The 22,938-nt window shown below is 38.6% G+C and carries 21 protein-coding genes and 1 riboswitch; of the genes, 5 read left to right on the top strand and 16 right to left on the bottom strand.

All coding sequences use genetic code 11. The features are described from left to right. The first annotated feature begins 58 nt into the window (after positions 1–58). From KJS36_RS09920 to KJS36_RS09900, 5 genes are all read left to right on the top strand, one after another. Complete coding sequence (locus KJS36_RS09920) at positions 59–421, top strand: Asp23/Gls24 family envelope stress response protein (protein ID WP_213536805.1); 363 nt, start codon at positions 59–61, stop codon at positions 419–421. Positions 422–453: 32 nt separating this feature from the next. After that, a complete protein-coding gene (fakA, locus tag KJS36_RS09915; protein WP_373306165.1) occupies positions 454–2,091 on the top strand; it encodes a DAK2 domain-containing protein in 1,638 nt (545 codons plus the stop codon). A 142-nt stretch (positions 2,092–2,233) separates the two neighbouring features. Further along, positions 2,234–2,695, top strand: a complete 462-nt coding sequence (locus KJS36_RS09910) for a ferrous iron transport protein A (RefSeq protein WP_213536758.1) — start codon at positions 2,234–2,236, stop codon at positions 2,693–2,695. A 19-nt stretch (positions 2,696–2,714) separates the two neighbouring features. Continuing rightward, on the top strand, positions 2,715–4,808 hold the full coding sequence (gene feoB / locus KJS36_RS09905) for a ferrous iron transport protein B (RefSeq protein WP_213536757.1): 2,094 nt from the start codon (positions 2,715–2,717) through the stop codon (positions 4,806–4,808). Further along, on the top strand, positions 4,795–4,962 hold the full coding sequence (locus KJS36_RS09900) for a hypothetical protein (RefSeq protein ID WP_213536756.1): 168 nt from the start codon (positions 4,795–4,797) through the stop codon (positions 4,960–4,962). The genes feoB and KJS36_RS09900 overlap by 14 nt, the downstream gene beginning before the upstream one ends. A 34-nt stretch (positions 4,963–4,996) precedes the next feature. Here KJS36_RS09900 and KJS36_RS09895 read toward each other — a convergent pair whose 3' ends face one another. The 16 genes from KJS36_RS09895 to KJS36_RS09820 all read right to left on the bottom strand — a co-directional run bounded on the left by KJS36_RS09895 (position 4,997) and on the right by KJS36_RS09820 (position 22,891). Beyond that, positions 4,997–5,902, bottom strand: coding sequence for a prenyltransferase (locus KJS36_RS09895; RefSeq protein ID WP_213536755.1), 906 nt, complete (start codon positions 5,900–5,902; stop codon positions 4,997–4,999). A gap of 21 nt (positions 5,903–5,923) precedes the next feature. Continuing rightward, positions 5,924–6,904 (bottom strand): polyprenyl synthetase family protein, encoded by a 981-nt coding sequence (locus KJS36_RS09890; protein WP_213536754.1) that lies wholly within the window; start codon positions 6,902–6,904, stop codon positions 5,924–5,926. A 199-nt stretch (positions 6,905–7,103) separates the two neighbouring features. Then, a complete protein-coding gene (locus KJS36_RS09885) occupies positions 7,104–10,136 on the bottom strand; it encodes a beta strand repeat-containing protein (protein ID WP_213536753.1) in 3,033 nt (1,010 codons plus the stop codon). 81 nt (positions 10,137–10,217) lie between these two features. Next, complete coding sequence (locus tag KJS36_RS09880; protein ID WP_213536752.1) at positions 10,218–10,925, bottom strand: WxL domain-containing protein; 708 nt, start codon at positions 10,923–10,925, stop codon at positions 10,218–10,220. A gap of 22 nt (positions 10,926–10,947) precedes the next feature. Next, positions 10,948–11,295, bottom strand: coding sequence for an EF2685/EF0750 family sortase-dependent surface protein (locus KJS36_RS09875; protein WP_213536751.1), 348 nt, complete (start codon positions 11,293–11,295; stop codon positions 10,948–10,950). A 112-nt stretch (positions 11,296–11,407) separates the two neighbouring features. Beyond that, a complete protein-coding gene (locus KJS36_RS09870; protein WP_213536750.1) occupies positions 11,408–12,487 on the bottom strand; it encodes a WxLIP family cell surface protein in 1,080 nt (359 codons plus the stop codon). 265 nt (positions 12,488–12,752) lie between these two features. Next, positions 12,753–13,364 carry a nitroreductase family protein gene (locus KJS36_RS09865; protein ID WP_213536749.1) on the bottom strand — a complete coding sequence of 204 codons (612 nt, stop codon included), beginning with the start codon at positions 13,362–13,364 and terminating at the stop codon, positions 12,753–12,755. Between the two features lie 79 nt (positions 13,365–13,443). Beyond that, on the bottom strand, positions 13,444–14,085 hold the full coding sequence (thiE, locus tag KJS36_RS09860; protein WP_213536748.1) for a thiamine phosphate synthase: 642 nt from the start codon (positions 14,083–14,085) through the stop codon (positions 13,444–13,446). Further along, the gene (gene thiD / locus KJS36_RS09855) at positions 14,086–14,877 is read right to left on the bottom strand and encodes a bifunctional hydroxymethylpyrimidine kinase/phosphomethylpyrimidine kinase (RefSeq protein ID WP_213536747.1); all 792 of its coding nucleotides are present in this window, start codon (positions 14,875–14,877) and stop codon (positions 14,086–14,088) included. 3 nt (positions 14,878–14,880) lie between these two features. Continuing rightward, entirely contained in the window at positions 14,881–16,224 is a 1,344-nt protein-coding gene (locus KJS36_RS09850) for a cytosine permease (protein WP_213536746.1), read from the bottom strand. Positions 16,225–16,234: 10 nt separating this feature from the next. Further along, positions 16,235–16,999 (bottom strand): hydroxyethylthiazole kinase, encoded by a 765-nt coding sequence (gene thiM / locus KJS36_RS09845; protein ID WP_213536745.1) that lies wholly within the window; start codon positions 16,997–16,999, stop codon positions 16,235–16,237. A 35-nt stretch (positions 17,000–17,034) separates the two neighbouring features. Continuing rightward, positions 17,035–17,129, bottom strand: a riboswitch (TPP riboswitch). A 125-nt stretch (positions 17,130–17,254) separates the two neighbouring features. Next, positions 17,255–18,361: a dual-specificity RNA methyltransferase RlmN gene (gene rlmN / locus KJS36_RS09840; RefSeq protein ID WP_213536744.1), complete on the bottom strand. Its 1,107-nt coding sequence runs from the start codon at positions 18,359–18,361 to the stop codon at positions 17,255–17,257. A gap of 70 nt (positions 18,362–18,431) precedes the next feature. Beyond that, entirely contained in the window at positions 18,432–20,225 is a 1,794-nt protein-coding gene (locus tag KJS36_RS09835) for an ABC transporter ATP-binding protein (RefSeq protein WP_213536743.1), read from the bottom strand. Further along, entirely contained in the window at positions 20,218–20,907 is a 690-nt protein-coding gene (locus KJS36_RS09830) for a YutD family protein (RefSeq protein ID WP_213536742.1), read from the bottom strand. Before KJS36_RS09830 ends, KJS36_RS09835 begins: the two co-directional genes overlap by 8 nt. Before the next feature lie 81 nt (positions 20,908–20,988). Next, positions 20,989–22,305 carry a bifunctional metallophosphatase/5'-nucleotidase gene (locus tag KJS36_RS09825; RefSeq protein ID WP_213536741.1) on the bottom strand — a complete coding sequence of 439 codons (1,317 nt, stop codon included), beginning with the start codon at positions 22,303–22,305 and terminating at the stop codon, positions 20,989–20,991. 133 nt (positions 22,306–22,438) lie between these two features. Then, complete coding sequence (locus KJS36_RS09820) at positions 22,439–22,891, bottom strand: dUTP diphosphatase (protein ID WP_213536740.1); 453 nt, start codon at positions 22,889–22,891, stop codon at positions 22,439–22,441. Positions 22,892–22,938: the final 47 nt, after the last annotated feature.

The following is a 22,938-nucleotide window of genomic DNA, read 5'->3' as shown; positions in this document are numbered from 1 at the left end:
TTCAAATAATATGGAGGAAAGTACCTTAAATCAAAATTTAATCGGTACAAATATGAAAATGAGTGTTACGATTAATAACCAAAATGGAAATGTCGATATCGCGACCGAGGTCATCGCAACGGTTGTCGGTGCAAGCACCACAGAGATTTTCGGTGTTGTTGGCATGACAAGCAAAAATGCTGTCAAAGACAACTTCCGCAATATTTTACGTCAAGAAAATTACGCAAAAGGTGTTGTAGTTACAACAAATGAAAACGAAACTTCCATTGATGTTTACGTCGTTATTTCTTATGGTGTAAAAATCAGCGAAGTAGCAAAAAATATTCAAGAACGTGTACGTTTCAACTTAGAAAACCAACTCGGTATTTCTGCCGCGAAAATCAACGTCTATGTACAAAATGTGAAGGTGGTTGAAGACTAGTGACCAAGATAGATTCAAATAAATTCAACGAAATGATTCAGGCAGCAGCTAGTCGCCTGAATGCCCAAGCTGAATATGTCAATTCCCTCAACGTGTTCCCCGTACCCGATGGTGACACAGGAACCAATATGGGAATGACCATTACCAACGGTGCCAAAGCTGTTTTTGAAAAACCAGCTGACACAGTCGGCGAAGTAGCCCAAATTCTTTCAAAAGGTCTTCTCATGGGCGCTCGTGGCAATTCCGGTGTTATTCTCAGTCAATTATTCCGTGGCTTTGCCCAATATGCCAAAGACTACGAAGAACTTGACGGCATTCATCTCGCCGCTGCTCTACAAAACGGTGTCGAAGTTGCCTACAAAGCTGTCATGAAACCAGTTGAAGGAACTATCCTTACCGTTTCTCGTGGCGCTGCTGAAATGGCAAAACACAAAACAGACGAAACAGACGATGTTATCAAAGTCATGCAAGCCGCACTTGACGGTGCTAATAAAGCACTTGCCATGACACCAGATTTACTTCCAGTTCTCAAAGAAGTTGGTGTTGTTGATTCCGGCGGACAAGGTCTCGTCTTCATCTATGAAGGTTTCATGACCGCTCTTAACGGCGAATATATTCCAGAAGATCCTGAAGAAGGACCTGAAGCAATGGAACGTATGATTAACGTCGAGCACGAAAATTCTGGTGTAGCCAACGCTTCTACAAGTGACATCAAGTACGGCTATTGTACCGAAATCATGGTTGAAATTGGCAAAGGTCCAACAGCTCACGAAAGCTATGACCACGACACATTCCAGACCTATCTTGCCAGTATCGGAAACTCTCTTCTTGTCGTTGATGATGATGAAATCGTCAAAGTCCACGTCCATACAGAAGACCCTGGACTTGTTATGCAAGAAGGACTCAAGTTTGGTCGTCTCGTAAAAGTCAAAGTTGACAATATGCGCCTCCAAAACGAAGGTGTCAAAGAAAAAGAAGCCAAAGCCACAAACATTTCCACTTCTGATTCCAAAAAGGATTGGGGCCTCATTGCTATCACAGCAGGCGATGGCTTAGCCGAAATCTTTAAAGAAATGGGCGTCAATTACATCGTCTCAGGAGGACAAACGATGAATCCTTCAACCGAGGACATCGTCAAAGCTATCGAAGCGGTCAATGCCGACAAAGTCATTATTTTACCTAATAACAAAAATATTTTTATGGCAGCAAAATCAGCCGCAGAAGTTGCAACAATTCCTGTAGAAGTCGTTGAATCAGCAACAATTCCTCAAGGTTTCACAGCTCTTCTCAGCTTCGACCCAACAAAATCAATCGAAGAAAATAAAGAAGCAATGAGTGAAAGCCTCAGCGATGTAAAATCAGGTTCAGTCACAACAGCCATTCGTGATACAAACGTTGATGGAATTGAAATTCATAAAAAAGATACACTCGGAATGCTTGACAATAAAATCGTAGTCAGCACTAAACGTATGAATGATGCCATTTTCGCCGTTTTTGACCAAATGATTGATGAAGACAGCGAAATCGCAGCTATTTATATCGGCAGTGATGGAAAAAAATCCGTAGCTGATAAAATTGCCAAGGAACTAGAAAAGAAATACGAAGACTTAGAAGTAGAAATTCACGAAGGCAAACAACCCGTTTACCCTTACCTCTTCTCTGTCGAATAAGAAAAACTTGCAAATAAAAAAACTTTACAAATTGTAGAGTTTTTTTATTTTTTTAACAATCCTTGCAAAATTTCCTAAAAAATGTTTTACTAATAATGTAAAACATTTTTGACAAATCAAACAATTTTCATGGAAAGAACAGATGAAAACACTCAATCAAGCCCATATTGGGCAAGTTTACTATATATCCGAGCTAAAAAAGACAACTTTTTCCCAAAAACTTCGTGAACTAGGTTTTATACCTGACAAAGAGCTTGTCCTCCTATCACTCAACGAAGATAATGCTATCGTTAAAGTAGGAAATACTCGCCTAGCTCTAAGTTTAGATTATCTACGAACAATCATCATCAAAAACGAGCAAACAACAGAAAATATGATAGGACTTTCTAGCCTTACCGTAGGTCAAACTGGTGTCGTACGTATGATTGATGCCACAGGCGAAATAAAACGCCGTCTCATGGATATGGGTATCACTCGAGGCACGAGCATCTTCGTTCGTAAACTTGCTCCACTTGGAGACCCAATGGAACTTCACCTTCGTGGCTACGCTCTTTCACTAAGAAAAAATGATGCAGAAAAAATAAAAGTTACTCTCAAACAATAAATCATATTTAGGAAAATACATGACAACAATCGCACTTCTAGGAAATCCCAACAGTGGGAAAACAAGCATCTTCAATATATTAACTGGCGCCAATCAACAAGTTGGTAACTGGCCCGGTGTAACTGTCGAGCGCAAATCAGGACATTACAAAAAAGATAAAAAAGTTGAAATCCAAGATTTACCCGGCACTTACTCTCTTTCCCCTTATTCTCTCGAAGAAGAAGTCACGCGCCACTATCTTCTTCAAACACCACCTGATGTTCTCCTTAACATTATAGATGCTACCAATCTGGAACGCTCTCTTTATCTCACGCTCCAGCTCATGGACTTCGGCATTCCAATGGTTCTAGCTCTCAACATGAGCGACCTTACCGAACGTGATGGGAAAAAAATAGATATCGAAAAACTTTCTTACAGCCTCGGAGTACCAATCATTGCCACATCTGCCATAAAAAATCGTGGCTTGAATGAAGCAGTCAATATAGCTACAAAAACACATGATATAGCTCACATTGAATACGATAATCGCCTAGAAGGAGCCCTCGCAGAAATTGGCAAAGTTATCCATAGTAGCAATCGTTTCGAGCAAATCAAATGTTTTGAAGGTGATACTCTTACACTTTCACAACTCTCTCATGCTCAACAGTTTGAAATCAAAGACATCGTAAAAATCACAGAAAAAGTGATGTCCGATGATTGTGAATCCATCATTGTCAATGAGCGCTACGACCTCATCGGACAAATCGTACAACTCTGTGTGACAGATATTTCAAATGGCAAAGCCAACCTTACCGACAAAATCGACCAAATTGTCACTCACAAATGGCTTGGTTTACCAATTTTTGTCCTCATCATGTGGCTTGTCTATTACATTGCAATTCAAACGGTTGGTACAGCAGCCAGCGACTGGCTCAACGACGTTCTCTTTGGTCAATGGCTTCCAGAAACCGTCTCACATCTAATGAACCAATTAGCGATTGCCCCTTGGCTCAAAGATTTAGTGCTTAATGGTATTATTGCAGGTATCGGAGCTATTTTAGGTTTTATACCTCAGATTTTTGTACTATTTATTTTACTGGGGATTTTAGAAGATTCAGGCTACATGGCACGTGTTGCCTTTGTCATGGACCGTATTTTCAGGCGTTTCGGCTTATCCGGAAAATCCTTTATTCCCATGTTGATTGCATCAGGTTGTGGTGTTCCAGGAATTATGGCAACTCGCACTATCGAACAAGAGCGTGACCGCAAAATCACGATTATGATTACAACTTTCATGCCCTGTTCAGCAAAACTCCCTATCATCGCCCTCGTTTCTGGTGCATTTTTCCGTCATGCCAGTTGGGTTGCTCCGAGTGCCTATTTCCTTGGAATGGGCATGATTATCGTTTCAGGTATTATCCTCAAAAAAACACGCTTATTTGCTGGAGATACTTCTGCTTTTATCATGGAACTTCCCAGTTATCATCTCCCTCATACAACAACGGTCTTCAAATACGCCTTTGACCGTGCTATTAGTTTTGTAAAACGTGCCGGAACAATTATCTTCGTGATGAATGTTGCAACATGGTTTTTATCAAACTATAACTTTGCACTTCAACATGTAGAAGCAGCCCATTCTATCCTTGCTCACATCGGTTCCGCGCTTGCCTTCTTCTTTGCTCCTCTTGGTTTTGGAGAATGGCGCGCTACCGTAGCTACAATCACAGGACTTGTCGCTAAAGAAACAATCGTTGGCACGATGAGCGTTCTCTATTCTCACACTTCTGGTGTTACGGGTAGCAATGGACAAGCTATTTGGCAAGCTCTACAGTCTCATTATAGCGCACTTTCTGCTTATTCTCTCCTCGTCTTTAACCTCTTATGCGCGCCTTGTATCGCAGCTATCTCTACGATTTACAAAGAAATGGGAGAATTAAAATGGACATTACGTGCCGTAGGTTTTCAAACACTCATTTCCTATAGTATGAGTTTTATCATCTATCAATTTGGCTCAGCAATCAACAGCCAAAACATTAGTTTTCCAACTATTCTTGCTCTTATCGTCCTTTTCATCGGACTTTACTTTATATTCCGTCGCCCTAGCACAAAGGAGGTTTCTCATGAACTTAGCTAGTATCATCTTATTTCTTCTAATTCTCATTGCAATCACATTTGCCCTTAGAAAAGTTATCAAAAGCAAAGGAGCTTGTGATGACTGCAAAGCAAGTTGTCCTATCAAAAGCACCACACTTCAAGCCAGTCCTAAAAATCATGACTGCTGCAAATAAATCCTAAAAAAAGTGCTATAGCTAATAGCACTTTTTATCTCAGCCACAATCCAATAAACATCAAAACAACTTGTAAAAACTGAAAAATCATCAGAATACTTACAGAACTTACAAAAGTTTCACTCTTTATCTGTTTTACAAGATAAGGACGAGCAATCTTGATAATCAAAGGTACAATCACTATCATTCCTAACATAACTGGTGATAAAATTCCTAAAATAACCGCAAGAACAATAAACAGAAAACTCAAAATAATAGCCAGTTTCCACCAGGTAAGCGCAGCAGTTTTTCCAATATAATGCACTACTGTAAAACGTTGATTTGCCTCATCTTCTTCAACATCACAAGTATTATTAGCAAGCATCATATTAGCAATCAATAGTGTATTAGGCAGAGCTACAAGAATTGTCGTTAAGATTGTCTCAATATTCCAGATAAGTACCGTGTGAGCATTGATATAAAGACAAATCAAAAAAATGAGATAACCCATTGTAATTCCGCTTGCCACTTCTCCAACAGGTAATGTTGATAAAGGCTTTGGACCAGCTGCGTAAAAAATACCAACAAAATAACAAATCAAACCTAGCCAAAATACCACCCAACCCGTCATACTAGCTACAATTAAGCCTAAAATCAATGAACTAAAGAAAAATCCAGCAAGTAACAATCGAATTGTCCTAAGTGAAATTTCTTCCCGACCAATAATATTTGTATTTTTCTTATATCCCTCAGTATCAACAGCTTTATGATAATCATTATAGTTATCCCATATATCAACAAAACAATTAAACAAAAACATAGCCACAAAATAAAGTAAAAGTGGCACAAGATTTGCTTGATGATAATGATATAAAGAATAAGAAAGCCCCAAAAGAAAAGGAAAGACACTCGCTGTCTTAGCTTTCAGTTCAATCAATTCAGCAAATAATCTAAAATTCATAAAAAATCCTTTGAAATATCTCTAATAATTTCTTTGAAGTAGAAGTTTCGTGACCTCAGCTAATATTTGTTTATTCTGTGTATCTGGTAACTTCGTAATTTCTTCCAATGCAATATCGGTTAAACTATTTGCCATTTTCAACGCTGCTGACATACCACCAAGTTCATCAACTAAATGAGCTAACTTCAAACATTCCTCACGTGTCAGCTTATCAGACTTTTCTAAATACGGTAAAATAATTTCTTTATCTGCTTCTTTTGCAAATAACAAAGGTAAAGTATAAATACCTTGACGAAAATCTGTCAATATCGGTTTATCAGCCGCTGATAAATCTACTGTAAAATTTAAAATATCATCATAAATCTGAAATGCACAACCAATTGCCAGTCCAGTCTTGCGTGCTGAGTATTGCATTTTTTTATCTCCACCTGCAAAATAAACACCTTCTAAGCAACTCAAGCTCAATAACTCAGCAGTTTTGCCACTGATTGCTTTGAGATATTTACGAACAGAGATATCTGTTTGAAAGGCTGATTGCATTTGTGTCAATTCTCCCTGCAAAATCTTTTTCATTGACTTTGCATTATGTACAAGAAAAGGAGTTGTAGCCATCGTTTCACATAATAATTCAAAATAAACTGTATAAACAAAATCACCTGTATAAACAGCGACATCTTTTCCAAACTGTGTCTCAATAGATGGCAGCCCTCTGCGTAATGGTGAATCATCAATAATATCATCATGAATCAATGTTGCTGAATGTAAAAGCTCTAAGGAAGCCGCAATTTTAACCAATTTCTCATCATCTTTATCCTTATTATCAATTAAACCTGCAAAAAGAAAAAATAAAGCTGGACGTATCATTTTCCCACCACAAGCCGCAAATTCTCGCAAGGCATCTTGGATTTCAGAATTATTTATTTTTAAACGCTCTGCCATTAAATCTTGGACAGCAGCCAGTTTTGCTTGTATCTCTGGATAGTTTTGCCAAAATGTAAGCAATATTTTCTTTTCCTCTCATAATTATAATAACAATTTTATCCATTTTGAAATTCATTCATAAAATTTCAAAAATAACTAATATCAATAATAAAGCGCTATCTCTTATTTTAACAAAAACAATCCAATATTGCTCTTGTTATGACTTCTTAGCATAAAATAAATAAATCCCTCTATAAATTATAGAGGGATTTATCCAGCCCTATGGCGCTACTATTAAAGTCCAAGTCAGAACTCCTTGATAACTCGTTGCCAGTTGTGAATCAACTGGAACATTCAAGCGAAATGGACTTGAACCAGCATCTAGGATAACTGTTGTCCCACCTTCAGCTTGAGATGTAGTCATTATCTGTGTAGGAGCTGTACTCAACACTTGATTGTTATATTCTAAATCTCCTTCAAGAGAAATCCCTCCATTTGATGATGTGATTGGTGAAGTTTCAGCTACTGTAACTGTCCACGGAGAAGCATCACTTCCGCGTGTATCAGATACCGTTACTGGTTCATTAAGATTTCCCGTATATGTTTGATTTGAACTACTGATAGTATGTGAGCCAAAATCTACTGACGAAGGTACTTGCAATGAAATTGAGCCAGAATAAGTGACTGAAACTTCATATGTATTATTTCCCCCAAGTATATAACCTCCTGCACCCGTTACGGCTTCCTGCAAAGACATATTAGCATCTATATAGTTATTATCCAATGGGTCTGTATATTGGACAATCTGCCAACCCGCATGACTTGTTATCCAACCATCCAGCCAGTCTTGTCCCGTTTGTACATCATTCGAAGATATCCGCGCTCCTGTTAAGCCTAACGCTACAACCTGTGGATTAGGTGTAGTAGGAATACCTCCATCTGGAATTGGACTGACACTTTGATCAACATTCACTTGCAACGTGACCGTTTGTTGTACCGCTTTTAATTTTATAGTAAAATTATTCATTCTTTGGCTAGAGTCTGTAAAATAAGGATTAGCCGCTTGTGCTGCTTGAAGTGCATTCATACCAGCTGTTGTGCTATCAGTATAAGTATTTCCATCAGGTCCAACCACTGTATCAATCGCATAGCCCGTTGGAATTACTGGATTGAAGCTTATCGCACTGCCTGTCTCCCCAGATAAATTTATCTGGCTCGGCAAGGAAGCTTGAAGTTGTCCTGCATTCCCGTTATAGCCTGGTGTATTGCTATCCCATACAAAACTTACCGTTCCTGTTTGATTTATCGCACTAACTAATATTTGAAAGTTACTTTGCAAACCAAAAGTTGACGGAGCATTTTGATAGTACATATAAGGGAATTTAGCAAGCGCTCCTGTTAAATCAGCATTCCCTGCTAAACTATTACTTGAATTATCCGGTGCTATGACTGCAGATGCTACATATCCTGCTGGAAGTTGCGATAATCCCGGATTAGCAATCACTGTTCCTGTCTGACCACTCTGAGTGATACTGCTTGGTAAAGTAGGAACAGAGTAGCCTGTACCCGCTGCAGTTCCATTATAACCTGGCGTTCCCGAAGCATACTGATAACTAAAGTTTGCCGTTTGGGATGTCGGAGCTAAAATAACCGCAAAGTTATTAGGAGTTCCAGATGCTACTGTTGCAGATGAATCTGTCAAAGGATTGGCAGTCAACGCCGTTCCTAAACTTGGATATACCTGATTATTAGGCCCTATCACTTCTAATATACTATAACCTGTTGGAACAACAACCAATGGTACTGGTGCAATACTATCAGTTAAGCCTGATGTATTGGCAATAACTGGCAAAGCACTTGCAAGTCCAGGACTACTAGGACTTGTCGATGGTAGTGCATAAGTCACATTCGCCATTGTATTTGTTATCGAATTACTTGTTCCCGGAGTTCCTCCAATATACCAAGGAGTAAAACTTGCTGTTTGCGTATTTGGAGCATACTCAATATTTATTACATTGGGATTAACTCCTCCTGATTGATAATTTTGTACAGTGACAGAATTTGCAGAGCTAAAACTATATCCTGCTGGTGCTGTGGGTGCCACATAGCTATAAGTTCCCGTGGTGCTTGTCGAAGTCGCTGGAGAAGATGTTGCTGTGTTTCCTGGTGCCAAAACATTCAACGTATCATTAACATTTGCAGCAATCGTAGTAGGTGACCATCCAACTAGTGAGGCTCCTGTGTTTGCATTCACATAATTAACAGTTGTCGTTTGTTCTCCACGATTGATTGTACCTGTTGCACTGTCTAATGAAACCGACATTTCAGAATAGTTTCCTCCTGTCCCTCCAACAAACCCAATAGACATTGAGTTTTGTAAGTTACAGTGAGTGGTCAACGTATAACCTGATAAGCCTCCATTCACACTACTTGACCCCAAAAGTCCCCCGTTATTTGTTGTTTGAGCAATGAGATTTAAAGTTAATGTCCCCGAATTAAAGCCTGTAGGTGCAGAGTTTGTTGTATCTGGTGTCCAAGACATAGAAATAGGTTCTTGAACTTCCCCTGGAATTCCTGTATCGAGTCCCAGTGCATAATTATCATCTGGAGCTTGCATCCAAGCCTGTCCAGTCGTTGTGTTTGTCGTTGTGCCTGCTGGATAATTTGCTGGATTAAGCATTCCTGATTGAGTCGTGTTACGAATAGCCATAACATTCCCTCCGCCAGCAGTCCAGCCAAATAAACTTCCATTTCCATCATACATAGCATCATCATTAAAATACAAATCTCGACCTAAAAAATATGTATTACTTAATCCATTTATACCTAAATTAGGTCCTGTGGCATTAGGAATATTGGCTTGAAGCTGACTATTGGAAGATGGAGTTAAGATAAAACCTAGAGCATCTCCACCATTTTCGAAATTTCCTCCCAGTCCTATAATCAAAGTTGTATCAATTTTGATTGTTGCTTTCAGGGAAAAAGTTGATGCCGTGGAAACTGCACCATTAAAAGTAGCAAAGCCAATTTTATTTTGATTATCATTGACCAGATTAAGCCAATTACCAACGATAGAGGGTGAATCATTCCCACCAATCGTATAATTTGTTGCTTGATTTTGTTGCCCACTATAAGTATGGTGCCCTGTATCCCAAGAACTACCTTGTGTCAGAATTCCAACTCCTGTTTGAGTAACAGCACTAACAGACTGTACTGGAAACAACGCAAGGATAGGTATGAAACCACTAAGTAAAAGTAGGCTACTTGTGCATAAATGTATGAATTTTTTTAGTAATTGTTTCAAATTTATCATTGTCGCCTCTCTTTACAAAGAGAAGTTTCTTTCTTTAAAATCAGAAAGAAACTTCAACTTCAAAAGTATTATCTTTTTTACTTATGGGGCAACTTCCAAGTCCCATTCAAGAGTTGAAGTATAGGCACCCGTATTTGCAGAACCTGAAGGAACATAGAGAGAGATTGGACCGCTCGTGCCACCGTCCGCATAGTCCGTTGGTGTACCATAGTTTACCAAGTATTGTCCAACCGTTCCATCACCTGTCATGACTGTTTGAGCCTCACCAGGTGTGAGTGTATAACCAGCTGTAGTTGCAGGAACATATGCCCCTCCTCCTGCATTTGCTCCTACTCCAGAGCCAAAAGTCAAAGCAGCATCAGTTAAATCTAAGTCTCCATTATTAAATTGTGCTTCTTGAGTAACTGAAAGTGTCCAGTTTCCATTACCTGCTCCTAAACCACGTAAATCGTGCATTTCAACAAAATCTGCTACAGGATTACTTGCACCAAATGCAGTGGTATCATCACTTGCATAATAAGTCTGATTGCTTGTTGAAATTTCATGTGAACCAAAATCTAAATCTGAAGCATAATCAATAGAGAAGTCTCCTGCAGTACCTGCATCTCCTGTACCATCAGGAGCTTGTGGATTTGTCACATCAGGAGGAGTTGTTGGAGCAGTAAAGTTTACCGTACCATTTGTATCCCAGTGTCCTGCATCAACTGAATCAGCAAAAATAGGTATAACTGTTCCACCGAGAACCAATGTTGTAAGTGCTACAGCAGAAAGTGTGATTGTTTTTTTCATAATAATCTCCTTGTTAAATCTTTTATTTTTTTGCTACTTTTATAAACTTTTTATTTTTTAAGTATAAGGTAGAACTGATTAGTAGGAAACTTATTCCAATGATAGTTGCTAGATGGGAACTGCTTCCTGTTTTTGGGAGTAATGTATTTCCCGTAATTTGGGAAATTTTTATATCCGTTTGCTTAGCGTACTTTTGAGTAGTCGCTCCTCCTTCTGGTTCTTTCTGAACCGTTGACGATGGTGAAGTTTTAGGTTGATAGAATCCTACACTTCCTTTTGTCTGTACAGCTTGTACACTGTCTCCATCTGCTCGTATCGGTGGTGCCATAATAAGTAACGCACCTACAAGCAAAAATAAACTTTTATTCAATTAATGCCTCCTCCTCCTTGGTATTAATATATATATCTTCACTTCTGAGCTATTTTTAATTTTGCTAGAAGATGAATTCAAAATTACTAATTGAAAATTAAACTTTTTCTCTTTAAGATTGAGCTTTATCTCTCCTGCGACGTCTCATCATCAAGAAAATGAAGACTAATAAAAGAATGAGCACAGCACCTATAATCGTCAGTAAATCAACAGAATCAGTATTTTTATGATTGATTGTTGGGTCTGATGCGTTAAGCTGTTTAGCTTTGGGATGACTGATTGTGAACTCTTTTTGGAAAGTCCATTTATAGTCATATCTAGTTGCTAGTCCATTTACTTGTTCTGCATATTTTCCATTGCCGTCTTTTCCTCCATAAACAGTCATTGAAAGTTGATATTTGCCTGCTTTAAGTGGTTTTGAATATTCTCCATTTGGATTGCCTTGTATAGAAACTGGAACAGCAAAGTTAAAATTTGAGTTAGGTGCCATCTTCATGGCTTTTCCTTCATAGCTATACTTAATATTTTTATCTGTTATTCCTTGAACAACTGCTTGAGTATTCATATCTTTTAAATAAGTAGCTGCCGAATTTTCTAAATTACTAGAAATAACATTTCTTCCGTTGACCTGACTTGCTTCAACACCATTCATGCTTAATTTAGGAGCAATTATTGTTTGGTTTTGTTGCATGATTAAAGCTACAACATAACGATATTCATTGATAATAGAAACACTTTGCGATTTGGCTTTTGGTTTATTATTCGTTTTTTCCTTAAAGCCAAGTCCACCTGCCATAACTCCGTTAAAGTTCGCTTTTGGCATTGTTGCTACTATGTTTATAGTTGTTGTAGCGTTAGCTGGAATAGTAACTTCTTTATATTGACTAGGAATGCTAACGTAATCCTCTATTTTATATTTTAGGGATTTATCAGATGCTTTATTTTTAGTATCATACACAGCTAAGCCATTATTATTTGTTGTGGCAGTAGCAAAACTTGTATCCACTGTAATAGGATTAGATGTTGTATTGGACAGCTCAATCGAGATGGTTTGTTTTTGCCCCGGTTTCATTACTAAATCAAAATAACCTTGATTTTTATTAAGTTGATTATTGGGGAAGATAGGATTGACTGTAAAGCCTGAAGTAGATGCTTGAACCTTTGATACAGTCAGAAAAGTAAAACCTATCATAACGAAAATAGCAATTAAATGTTTTAGTTTTTTCATTATTTCTCTCTGTCCTCTAGCTAAATGCTTTCTAATTTTTTGTAAACATTTACTTTATAATTGAAGTATATCATTTTTTGTTCTTTTTATTGTAAAATATGTTTTACAATATTTGTTTTTTGTTTTTTAATCTATTTTTATAACGAATATTGTTTTTTTGCTTTTTATTTCATGCAAAAAAGCATTCATTTTAAAAATGAATGCTTTGTTATTTATTACAAACTTTAAATTAACGAATTTCTACAATTCTATCTTGTGGCAAGCGATAACTTGCTTGTCCTTTCTCGGCAGCATTTCCTAACGGAATGATAAGTTCTGGACGATAGCGACGTTCAACTTCAAGGATTTCATTGACTTTTGGTGTACGTTTAAAGCCTAAAATGACATTACTATCGTATCCTCTATTTTTGATTGCTAGAATAAGGTTCATTGTGATGATACCAATATTGATGGATAGAAAATTACTTTCTGTCAATTCATCATAATCTTCAAACATACTTGGATAACGGCTATTATAGCGTTCTAGCATTTCATCATCTAGTTCTGCTCCTGCAATGCGAGCAATTTCTCTTGAACGTTCTGGCAAATCAGTATCACTAAAGAGTACGATTGCTGAGCCTGCTGTACGAATTTGTTCTTGATTACGTGGATGAACTTCTGAAAGCAATGCTTCACGTTTTTCAGGACTTTCAATAATAACAAAATGCCAAGACTGCATATTGTGAGCAGACGGGGCAAGACTAGCGGCTGATATAATCTGTTTCACATCAACTGTTGGAATTTTTTGTCCGTCAAAATGCTTAACTGCGTGTCGTGATTTGTTTAATTTTACGTAATCCATGAGTTCTCTCTTCTATTTTTTGTCTTTAAATCTATTCTATCAAATTTAGTAGGATTTTGTTCATATTTGAGAGTGTTTTTTATTCAAATGCTCTTAATATTGTGTTAATTGTTCTATAAGGCATTTTCGTCTCTGTGAGTAGAGAAATAATGGCAACACCATCTAAACCTGTTTTTGCTAATTTTTCAGCTTTACTTAGGTCAATACCACCAATTCCTACTATGGGAAGTTGGTTCACTTGAAGAATGCTTGTGAGCAGTTTATCTCCAATAGGTTTGGCTGCATCTTTTTTTGAACTCGTTTGATAGATTGGTCCGATTCCTAGGTAATCTGCCTTACTTGATTGGGCTTGTATAAGTTCTTGTTCATTGCGCACAGAAAGTCCAATAAAGACTTTTTTTCCTAGTAAATCACGCGCTCTACTCACTGCCATATCGTCTTGTCCAAGATGTAATCCATCTGCTCCGACTTCAAAAGCAAGCGCACTATCGTCATTGATAATAAATGGAACATTATGCGCTTTTGCTACTTTTCTTAAACGATTTGCCAAGCCCAATCTTCCATCTTCATTTTTATAATGCGTTCCTTTGTCACGAAATTGATAGGCTGTGACACCACTTGCGATAAGTTTTGAGATTTTTACTTCTGCTTCTTCTAAAGAGAGATTAGGAAAATCTTGCGGCCCTGCAATAAAATAACATTTCAAAAAATTTTTATTCATTTATCCTTTTATCCAGTGATTGAGTGGACCATGACCATGCCCAACATTGATTTCTTCTTTAATTGCTTTGCTGATAAATAGTTTAGCTTTTGGCATAATGTCCAGAAGATTTTCGTTTTGTGCGAGGTGGGCAACAATGTAGGAGGAAAGTGTATCTCCTGTTCCATGTGTTCGTTTTGTATTCGTTCGATTTGCTGTGTAAGTTGTTATACTACCATTTGCCGTTAAAAGGCTATCTATTACTTTACTTCCTTTCAAATGTCCTCCTTTGATGAGAACATTTGCTGCTCCCATTGCTTGTAAATCAAAGAGGGCTTGATGGATTTTTTCTTCAGTATCAACTGGATAGCCAACTAATACTTCTGTTTCATCAAGATTTGGTGTTATGAGTTCTGCCAGAGGGAAAAGTTCTATTTTTACTTTTTCAATCGCATCATCAGTCAAGAGTTTTGCTCCTCCTTTTGCTACCATGACTGGGTCAACAACGAGGTGTTTCGGGCGATATTTTTTTATTCCCTGAATGACTGCTTCTACTTGCTCTTTTGAAAATAATGCACCTGTTTTTGCTGCTGAAATCTCTAAATCTGAGAACACTGAATCAAACTGTTTTAAAATAAAATCAGGAGGAGTTGTTGTTATTGCCTGCACACCATAAGTGTTTTGGGCGGTAAGCCCTGTGATTATTGTTGCACCGTACACTTTTTGATTGTGGAAAGTCTTGACATCTGCGTTGACTCCAGCGCCACCACTAGAATCAATACCCGCAATCGTTACTACTTGTTTTACTTGCATTTTTTATTTTTTCTTTCTGAATATTTTTGTTAATAGATAATATGTGAATCCTGAAATTATCAATGCTTCAAAACTGACTCCAATCGTATGACTGAGGAAGGTCAATCTTTCAAAGAGATTGTAAGCTATTAAACCTATGAGCCATGCAATTATCGCGAGCCAATTCACTCCTTTATGATACCAATAAGGGCCATTTATTTTTTCTAAAGCATTGAGTTGATATTTTCTTTTATTGAAAAGATAAAAATCTAGGAGGTAAATGGGGATAACTGGGATAAGTGTCATACCTACAATGTTTAAGAAAACAATAAATGTGTCTAAAAAGCTGTTGACAATCAGTGGAATAAAGGAGATGAAAGAGGCAATAATCGTGACTGTTATGAGAGATTGTTTCAGTGTTGCTTTTTTAAAGATATTATTGAAAGCTGAACCTGCTGCGAGCAGACTTACAGCGTTTGATGTTGTGGAACTCACTACAATGACAAGTAAGGCAACAAGTCCTAAGCCAAGTTTTGTTGCCACAGCAGATGGATCAGAATTATTTGGATCAAAACTGTGTAAACTCAATGCCATAGCAATGGTTGAAAACATACCGATAGCTGCAAACCACCATGTCCCAAGATTGATGCCAACGAAAGGGATAATAAGAGCTGATTTTTTATCTTTGGCAAAGCGTGAAAAGTCTGAACCTGCTGTTGCCCAACCAAGATTGAAAACTGCCATTGTGTCTATGACCGTTCCTGTGGACATTTTTAGCTTGAGCGCTGGATGCCAGTTGAATATTTGTTGCCATGAATAATGATGAAAAACAACAACCATTTCCCAAATGACGAGGATATAAATCAACCAAATACCAAAACGTTCTAAAAGTTGTATGGAGCGTTCTCCTAATGAAACGGATAAGAGATGCAATATCATCATCAGGAAAACACCTAAGCCAATACTTATGTAAGCTTTATTTCCTGTCGTGCTTGGAAAATCGAAAAGAACGTGCAACATTGTCCCCATGGAAAGTGCTGCGATGAAAGTATTCGTTGCCGCCCAGCCCATGAACTGTACAATATTGATAAATGATGGGAGAATAGAGCCGCGAACTCCAAAAGAAGGGCGTGTCAAGTACATTGAGGGAAGTCCTGTTTTATAGCCCATATAGGCGGAAATACTCATAAAAGCGTAAGAAAGTATGCCAACAATAATGAGTGTGAGTGAGGCTGTCATCACTCCTGCTGCTGCAATCACTCCTCCTGTAAACCAAGTGCCGTTATTTGCATTCGCATTTATCCAAGTTGCGAGGGAGTCCCAACTTCCAACGTTGCGCTGATGATTTTTTATATTTGAGTTTTCCATAAATTTTTCCTTAGATAATCGTTTCTCTGGAATTTTGAGCTTTTTGGTAGAGAGTATCAAGAAGTGTATTCACAAAATTTCCTGGTAAGTTGTTGACTGCTGTGCTTGCCAGTTCTCCTGCTTCCCCAAAGAGTTGTGTGGCTTCAAATGCTGCTTCTAATGGTGAATCTGAAACGGAAGCAAAAGCTCCGATTATTGCTGAAAGCATATCGCCACAGCCAACGTTTATTTTGAAAAGTGGACTATGTGTGTTCACTTTTAATACTTTTTTTCCATCTGTAATCGTATCTGTACGTCCTGTTTGTACAATTACTGCGTTGGTTTGTCTGGCAGCTTTAAGTGCATTATGGTCGTTTACTTGTTCATCTAGGGCATCTATTCCTTTGCTTGCTACGACTGACTGAGCGAACCATGCTATCTCGGCGGCATTTCCTCGAATAATCGTTATTTTTACTTCGGCAATGAGACGGCTGACAAAGCTGGCACGATAAGGCATCATCACGGCTACGGGGTCTAAAATAACTGGTTTGTGCATTTTATTTGCCAGTTTAGCTGCTGTGATGAAAAATGGAAGCTCTTCTTCGTTTATCGTGCCTGTGTTGAGGACAAGAGCGCTAGAAATACTGAGAAGTTCTTCAAGTTCGTTGCTTGCTCTGGTCATGAGAGGTGAAGCGCCCAGAAAGCTGATGGCGTCTGCAACGTGTTGTTGGGTAACACTGTTTGCGAGGTTCAAGACGAGAGGTTGTTTTTCTTGAATAGTTAATAAAATAGACATAAAAAATCTCCTTTGTGTGGGCACAAGGAGGGTTCAGCGAAATACAGACACATTCCTACGCAGGTATTAACCTGTTCAGGTCCGATGGTTTTTCTCAACCGCATTGTTTGCAGTACCCATTGTGCTTTTTTATATTTTATAATGTTTTTGTGTAACATTATTTTTAATTGCAGTTTAAGTATAGCATATTTTTATGGTTGGGACAATATACTTTAGAAATTTTTGAGATAAAAAAACTGGTTTTGAGACCAGTTTTTATGCTTTTGTTGCTTTTTGGATTTGTTTTGAACGGAGTTGTCCACAGGCTGCATCTATATCTGTGCCGTGTTCTTGACGAACGACACAGTTGATGCCATTTTTCTTGAGAACGTCGTAGAATTTCATGGTTGCATCGTGTGTGGAGCGCTCGTACTTGATATGTTCTGCTACTGGATTGTAGGGAATGAGGTTGACATAAGCGAGTTTGTTACGTGGCTTGATGAGATTTGCAAGTTCTTGGGCAATTTCTGGTGTGTCATTGACGCCTGAAAGCATGATGTACTCGTAAGTCACTCGGCGATTCGTGGTTTCTGTGTAATAATCAATGGATTCAAAGAGTTTTTCGAGAGGTTGTGAGCGGTTGATGCGCATAAGGCTTGTGCGGAGGTCATTATTTGGTGCGTGAAGGGAAATGGCAAGGTTGATTTGCAGTCCTTCGTGGGCAAATTCTTCGATTTTTTTCGGCATGAAACCGCAGGTGGAAACGGTGATGTGGCGCGCGCCGATGGCTAAACCATTGTCATCGTTAATCACGTGGAGGAAATTTATCATGTTTTCGTAATTATCAAAGGGTTCACCAATTCCCATGACGACGATATGTGAGACACGTTCGTCTTGTCCACGTTCGTCAAAATTTTTTTGGACGAGCATGATTTGGCTGACGATTTCGCCTGCGGTAACGTCGCGTTCTTTTTTGAGAATGCCGGAAGCACAGAAAGTGCAACCCATGTTACAGCCGACTTGAGTGGTAACACAGACTGAAAATCCGTAAGCTTGACGCATGAGGACTGTTTCAATCATCATGCCATCAGGAAGCATGAAGAGATATTTGACTGTGCCGTCTTCGGATTCTTGAATGACGACTTGCTGCAAGGGATTCATGATGAACTGGCTGTTAAGTTTTTCGATGAATGCTGCTGAGAGGTTGGTCATTTCTTCAAAACTTTGGACACGTTTGCGGTAGAGCCAGTCCCAGACTTGGGTTGCTCGGAATTTCTTTTCGTTGTTTTCTATTGCCCAGTCAATGAGTTGCTCGCGGGTCAAGCCGTAAATGCTGGGGCGCGTTTCTGCTGTTTTTGTTGCTGTATGTTGTATTTCGTTCATGAAATCTCCGGAATTTTTTTCTCTATATTCTTTTATTAAGTCGGTTTAATTGTATCATAATTTGATTGTTTTACTCAAATTGTAGGTCATAGAGCATTTTATAAAGTCCTCCTTGTTGAAGAAGGGTAGCGTGGTTGCCTTTTTCTACTACTTTTCCTGCATCCATGACAATAATTTGATGGGCGGCGTGAATAGTGGAAAGACGATGTGCAATGACAATACTAGTACGTCCTTGCATAAGATTGTCAAAAGCATGCTGAATAAGTTTTTCTGATTCATTATCTAATGCTGCTGTTGCTTCATCTAAAACAACGACAGGGGCATCTTTTAGAAAAGCACGGGCAATAGAAAGACGTTGTTTTTGTCCTCCTGAGAGTTTCACCCCACGTTCACCGACTTGAGTTTCCAAACCTTGTGGCAAACTTTTGATAAAGTTCAAAATATCTGCTAGTTCTGCTGCTTGTAAGATTTTGTCTTTCGTTGCTCCGAAACTTCCATAACGAATATTTTCAGCAATCGTCCCGTCAATGATTGTGACATCTTGGCTGACAACAGAAATATGCTGGCGCAAATCTTTAAGAGTCATTTGGCGAATTTCGGTAGTATCATAATTGATTTCTCCTGCGCTGGTATCGTACATTCGAGTGAGAAGTTTAATCAGAGTTGTTTTTCCTGCTCCTGAACGTCCTACTAGAGCAGTTGTTTTTCCTGCTGGAATATTAAATGTAATGTGTGATAATATGGGGCTTTCGCTTCCTGTATAGTGAAAATTTACGTTATTTAAGGAAATTCCATTTTGCAAAGGATTGGGAAATGGTTGCGGATTTACTGGATCAACAACTTTTTCGGTCACACGCATAACATCTTCAATGTGGTCATAGGAAACAAGCGCATTTTGAAAATTATTAATAACTTGACTAATCAGAGTAATCGGTGCTTGCAGGAGCGCTAAATAACTGATGTAAGCAACGAGTTCACCAATACTAAGTTCATGATTGATGATAAGATAGCCACCAAATAGAAGGACGATTGCTGTTCCAACTGTATTGACAAAGGTAGTTACTGGTGATAAGATATTTTGCCATTTTGTGACGTCAAGTTGGTAATGATTGCCCTCTTTGACAAGTTTGTCAAATTTGACAGATTCGTGTGCTTCTGTGGTGTAATTTTTTATAAGTTCAATTTGTGTAAATGTGGATTGAAGTTGATTGGAAATTTTTGAGAGATTGCGGCGCATTTTTGCATTTGCTTCGCGGATATGTCCTCTCGAAAATTGAATATTGAGATATAATATCGGAAATGTGAGTGAAATGAGCAACGCCATTTTCCAATCACGAATGTATAGAAAGCCGAGTACACCAACAAAGGTAAATGCTTGACTGACAAGACTAAAGGTGTTGTTTGAAACCAGAAGTTGAATATTTTGAATATCACTTGTCAAACGCACCATGAGGTCGCCCGTTTTCGTGTCTTGAAAGTAGCCATAGTCTTGCTTTAACAGTTTATTGTAAGTGGCAAGGCGAATATCTGCAATAGCTTCAAGAGAGAGGCGCTGCATGAGATAAGCATTGGCGAAGCTGAGAAGCCCAATTAAAGCAGTTACCCCAAGCATGAGGAGGACTTCATGTACAAGATATGACGTACTTCTTTCAGGAATTGCAACATCAATAATGGTTTTTGTAAATTGGGGAACAAGAAAATTCAAAAAAGCCAAAGCAAAAAGGAGGATGATATTTGTGATAAGCAAAGCGCGGCGTTTGATAACTGGCTTTGCGATGAAAAATATCAATTCACTTGGTTTGACTTTTAAATGTGCCAAATACTTTTTAAGCTCACTTGGCGGAAGCTTATTCATATTACGCATCGTGGCGCCGTTCTCTAATTACAAAAGATTTTTTGGGCTGCTTTTTGTCATTTTCTGTTGTTTTTCTTGTTTTTTTATTTTTGACAGAACTGTCAAAAACTTTTTTCTCTGAAAATGGCTTGTTTTGCTTTTTGTCAAATTTGACAGAACGTTTTTCATTCATGACAAAGCTGTCAGTGTCGCGTTTTTTGTCTGTTACTTTTTCTTTATTGTCATAATTTTTGTTGCGGTTGCGATTTCGTTTACGACGTGGTTTGTCAAATTTTGCTTTGCTTGGATTTTCTTCAAATACGCGCTCAGATTCATAGGCTTGCTCATTTTTCAAATCACGCGCACGCACGCGCCGAAGCACAAAATAAGGGCAACCGTAATTGCAATATTCGTTGAGATAATCCTCAAGATGGTCAATCTTTGTGTCAGCCGCCATTTTTTTGCGACTCATGGAGAAAAATCCTTTCAAGCGAAGTTGCTCAAATCCAAAATCGCCGACAAGATAATCATACTTGTCAAACACGTCAGAAAAGCGCTGTTCCAACTTTTCCGCGTCAAAAGCATCACGAAAATCGCGGACAATGTGAAAAGTTTTGTCGCCGCCGATTGTCACGATATTATCCACCGCAATCACGTGTTCTCCCGGATATTTGTTGTAATTTAATTTTGTTTCGTCTATTTCTTTAGCCATTTTATCTATTTTTTCTTTTATATTTTTTGACAGAACTGTCAAAAATGCCTGCAAATCTTTTTGACAGTTCTGTCAAAAATTTTAAGCTTCTTTTGTCAATTCTTTGGCAATAATTTCACGTAATAAATCTGGAAAAAGGATTTCAGATTTGCCCGTTTTTTTGAGCAATGGAAAATACCAAGCAAACAAGTACTGGTCAGGCATGACGACTTGGTAAGTTGCTTCATTTTCCACGACTTTATCCCCGAAATAAAATTCTCCATCTTCCAGCGAAATTCCCTGCATGACAAGATTTCCAAAACTCTTTCCGCGAAATCCCATTCCCTGAATTTGCTGCGTCCCCAAAAATGCGGAAACATCAATGATTTCAGTCAGGACATTTTTTAGCTCAGCACCAGTAAAAGTGAAGCGAATCAGTCGCATAGAATGTGGCAAAACATCGTGCAAAGTGTCCAGCGTAATCTCCGCCGGTAACTCATCTGTGACCAGCAAACCAGAATTCATCACGCAAGCAGCTACATTTCCAAAATCTGCAAATTTGCCAGCAATGAAATGACTGGCTTCAAAGTCTGGAAATTGATTGCTCAAAGCTTTTTCCAACTGTGCAACTTGTGTACCACGCAAAAGCGTGTGTCCTTGCACTTCCCAGCCATGACTCTCAAGCAAATCTGACTTTTTCTTTGGCAAAGTATTCGTTGAAATAGCCTCAATCTGCGACTCTATCAGATTTTTTCCATCAAATGTTAAGTCAATCTCGCCAATATGCTCACCATATTTCCCAGCTGCCGCAAGTAAAGTACCATTGAGCTGCGCGCCATGCTCAAAAAGATGATGTGTGTGACTTCCGATAATCAAGTCAATATCATAGTTCTGTGCGATTTTTTCATCCGTCGACTTTCCCAAATGCGACAGCAAAATCGTGAAATCACAATCTAGCGGAAGCAGCTCGTCCAACACTTCAAACGGGTCTCGCAACTCCCAACCAGTGTAAGGATAAGCCGTTTTGTAAGGCGCCGTCAAGCCTAGCACACCAACGCGCAAGCCCCAACTTGTCGTAAAAATCTGCGGACCTTGCGCAAATGGTGGATTGAGATTGGACAGCAAAACTGGGAAATTCGCCTTATCATAAAGATGTTCCAGCATCTCGTGCGTCAAACCCAAACCTTCATTATTGCCAATCGTTGCCGCCGTCAGTTTGAGCCGATTCATCAACTCAACATTCATCTGCCCGTCTGTCGCTTCAGAAATCGGGTGCATTCGGTCAACATTATCTCCCAAATCAAAACGAAAAACATCGCTTTGTCCCAGCGATTCTTCCGCAAAAAATCGTTCAATTATCGGAAATTTTTTCAAATGTGAATGCAAATCATTAAGATGAAGAATGCGCAAATTGTTCATGTTTCCATTATAACACACCTGTCAAGGCTTTGACCGTCAAATCAGCTAAATTTTTAGCTCAGAAATTTTTGACAGAACAGTCAAAAGAGATTTCAACCAAAAAATATTTTTGACAAGTCTGTCAAAAACATTTTCAAGCTCCAGTAGAGCCAAATCCACCAGCGCGCACAGCTTTTTCGACGTCATCATCTCCATCAGCAACTAAAAATGGCATGAAAACGCCCTGAACAACACGTTCTCCCTTTTCCACCAGCACATCATGCTCCGTGATATTTCTCATCTGCATATACATATGACCTTCATTTTCAGGATTATTATAATAATCCTTATCAATCACACCAACAGAATTGATTAAAACCAAACCTTTTTTCCGCGGATTACTTGAGCGGCTATACATATAAAGCACCTCGTCAGCCTGCATATAAGCTTTCAATCCCGTTGGAATCAACTTAATCTCGCCCGGCGCCAAAGTCACCGTTTCTGCCGCCTCAATATCATAGCCCGCCGAATGCTCCGTTGAACGCACAGGCAAATTTATCCCAGCATTCTCATAACTTGACAGCACCTCAAAACCACGTGTTTTCATTTTTTCTCGCCTCCATTTTTTAAAAATTAACTCCTTACATTATATCA

Origin of the sequence: Lactococcus nasutitermitis (assembly GCF_018403765.1) — a bacterium.
Classification (GTDB): domain Bacteria; phylum Bacillota; class Bacilli; order Lactobacillales; family Streptococcaceae; genus Lactococcus; species Lactococcus nasutitermitis.
This window is presented reverse-complemented; position numbering and strand designations above follow the sequence as displayed.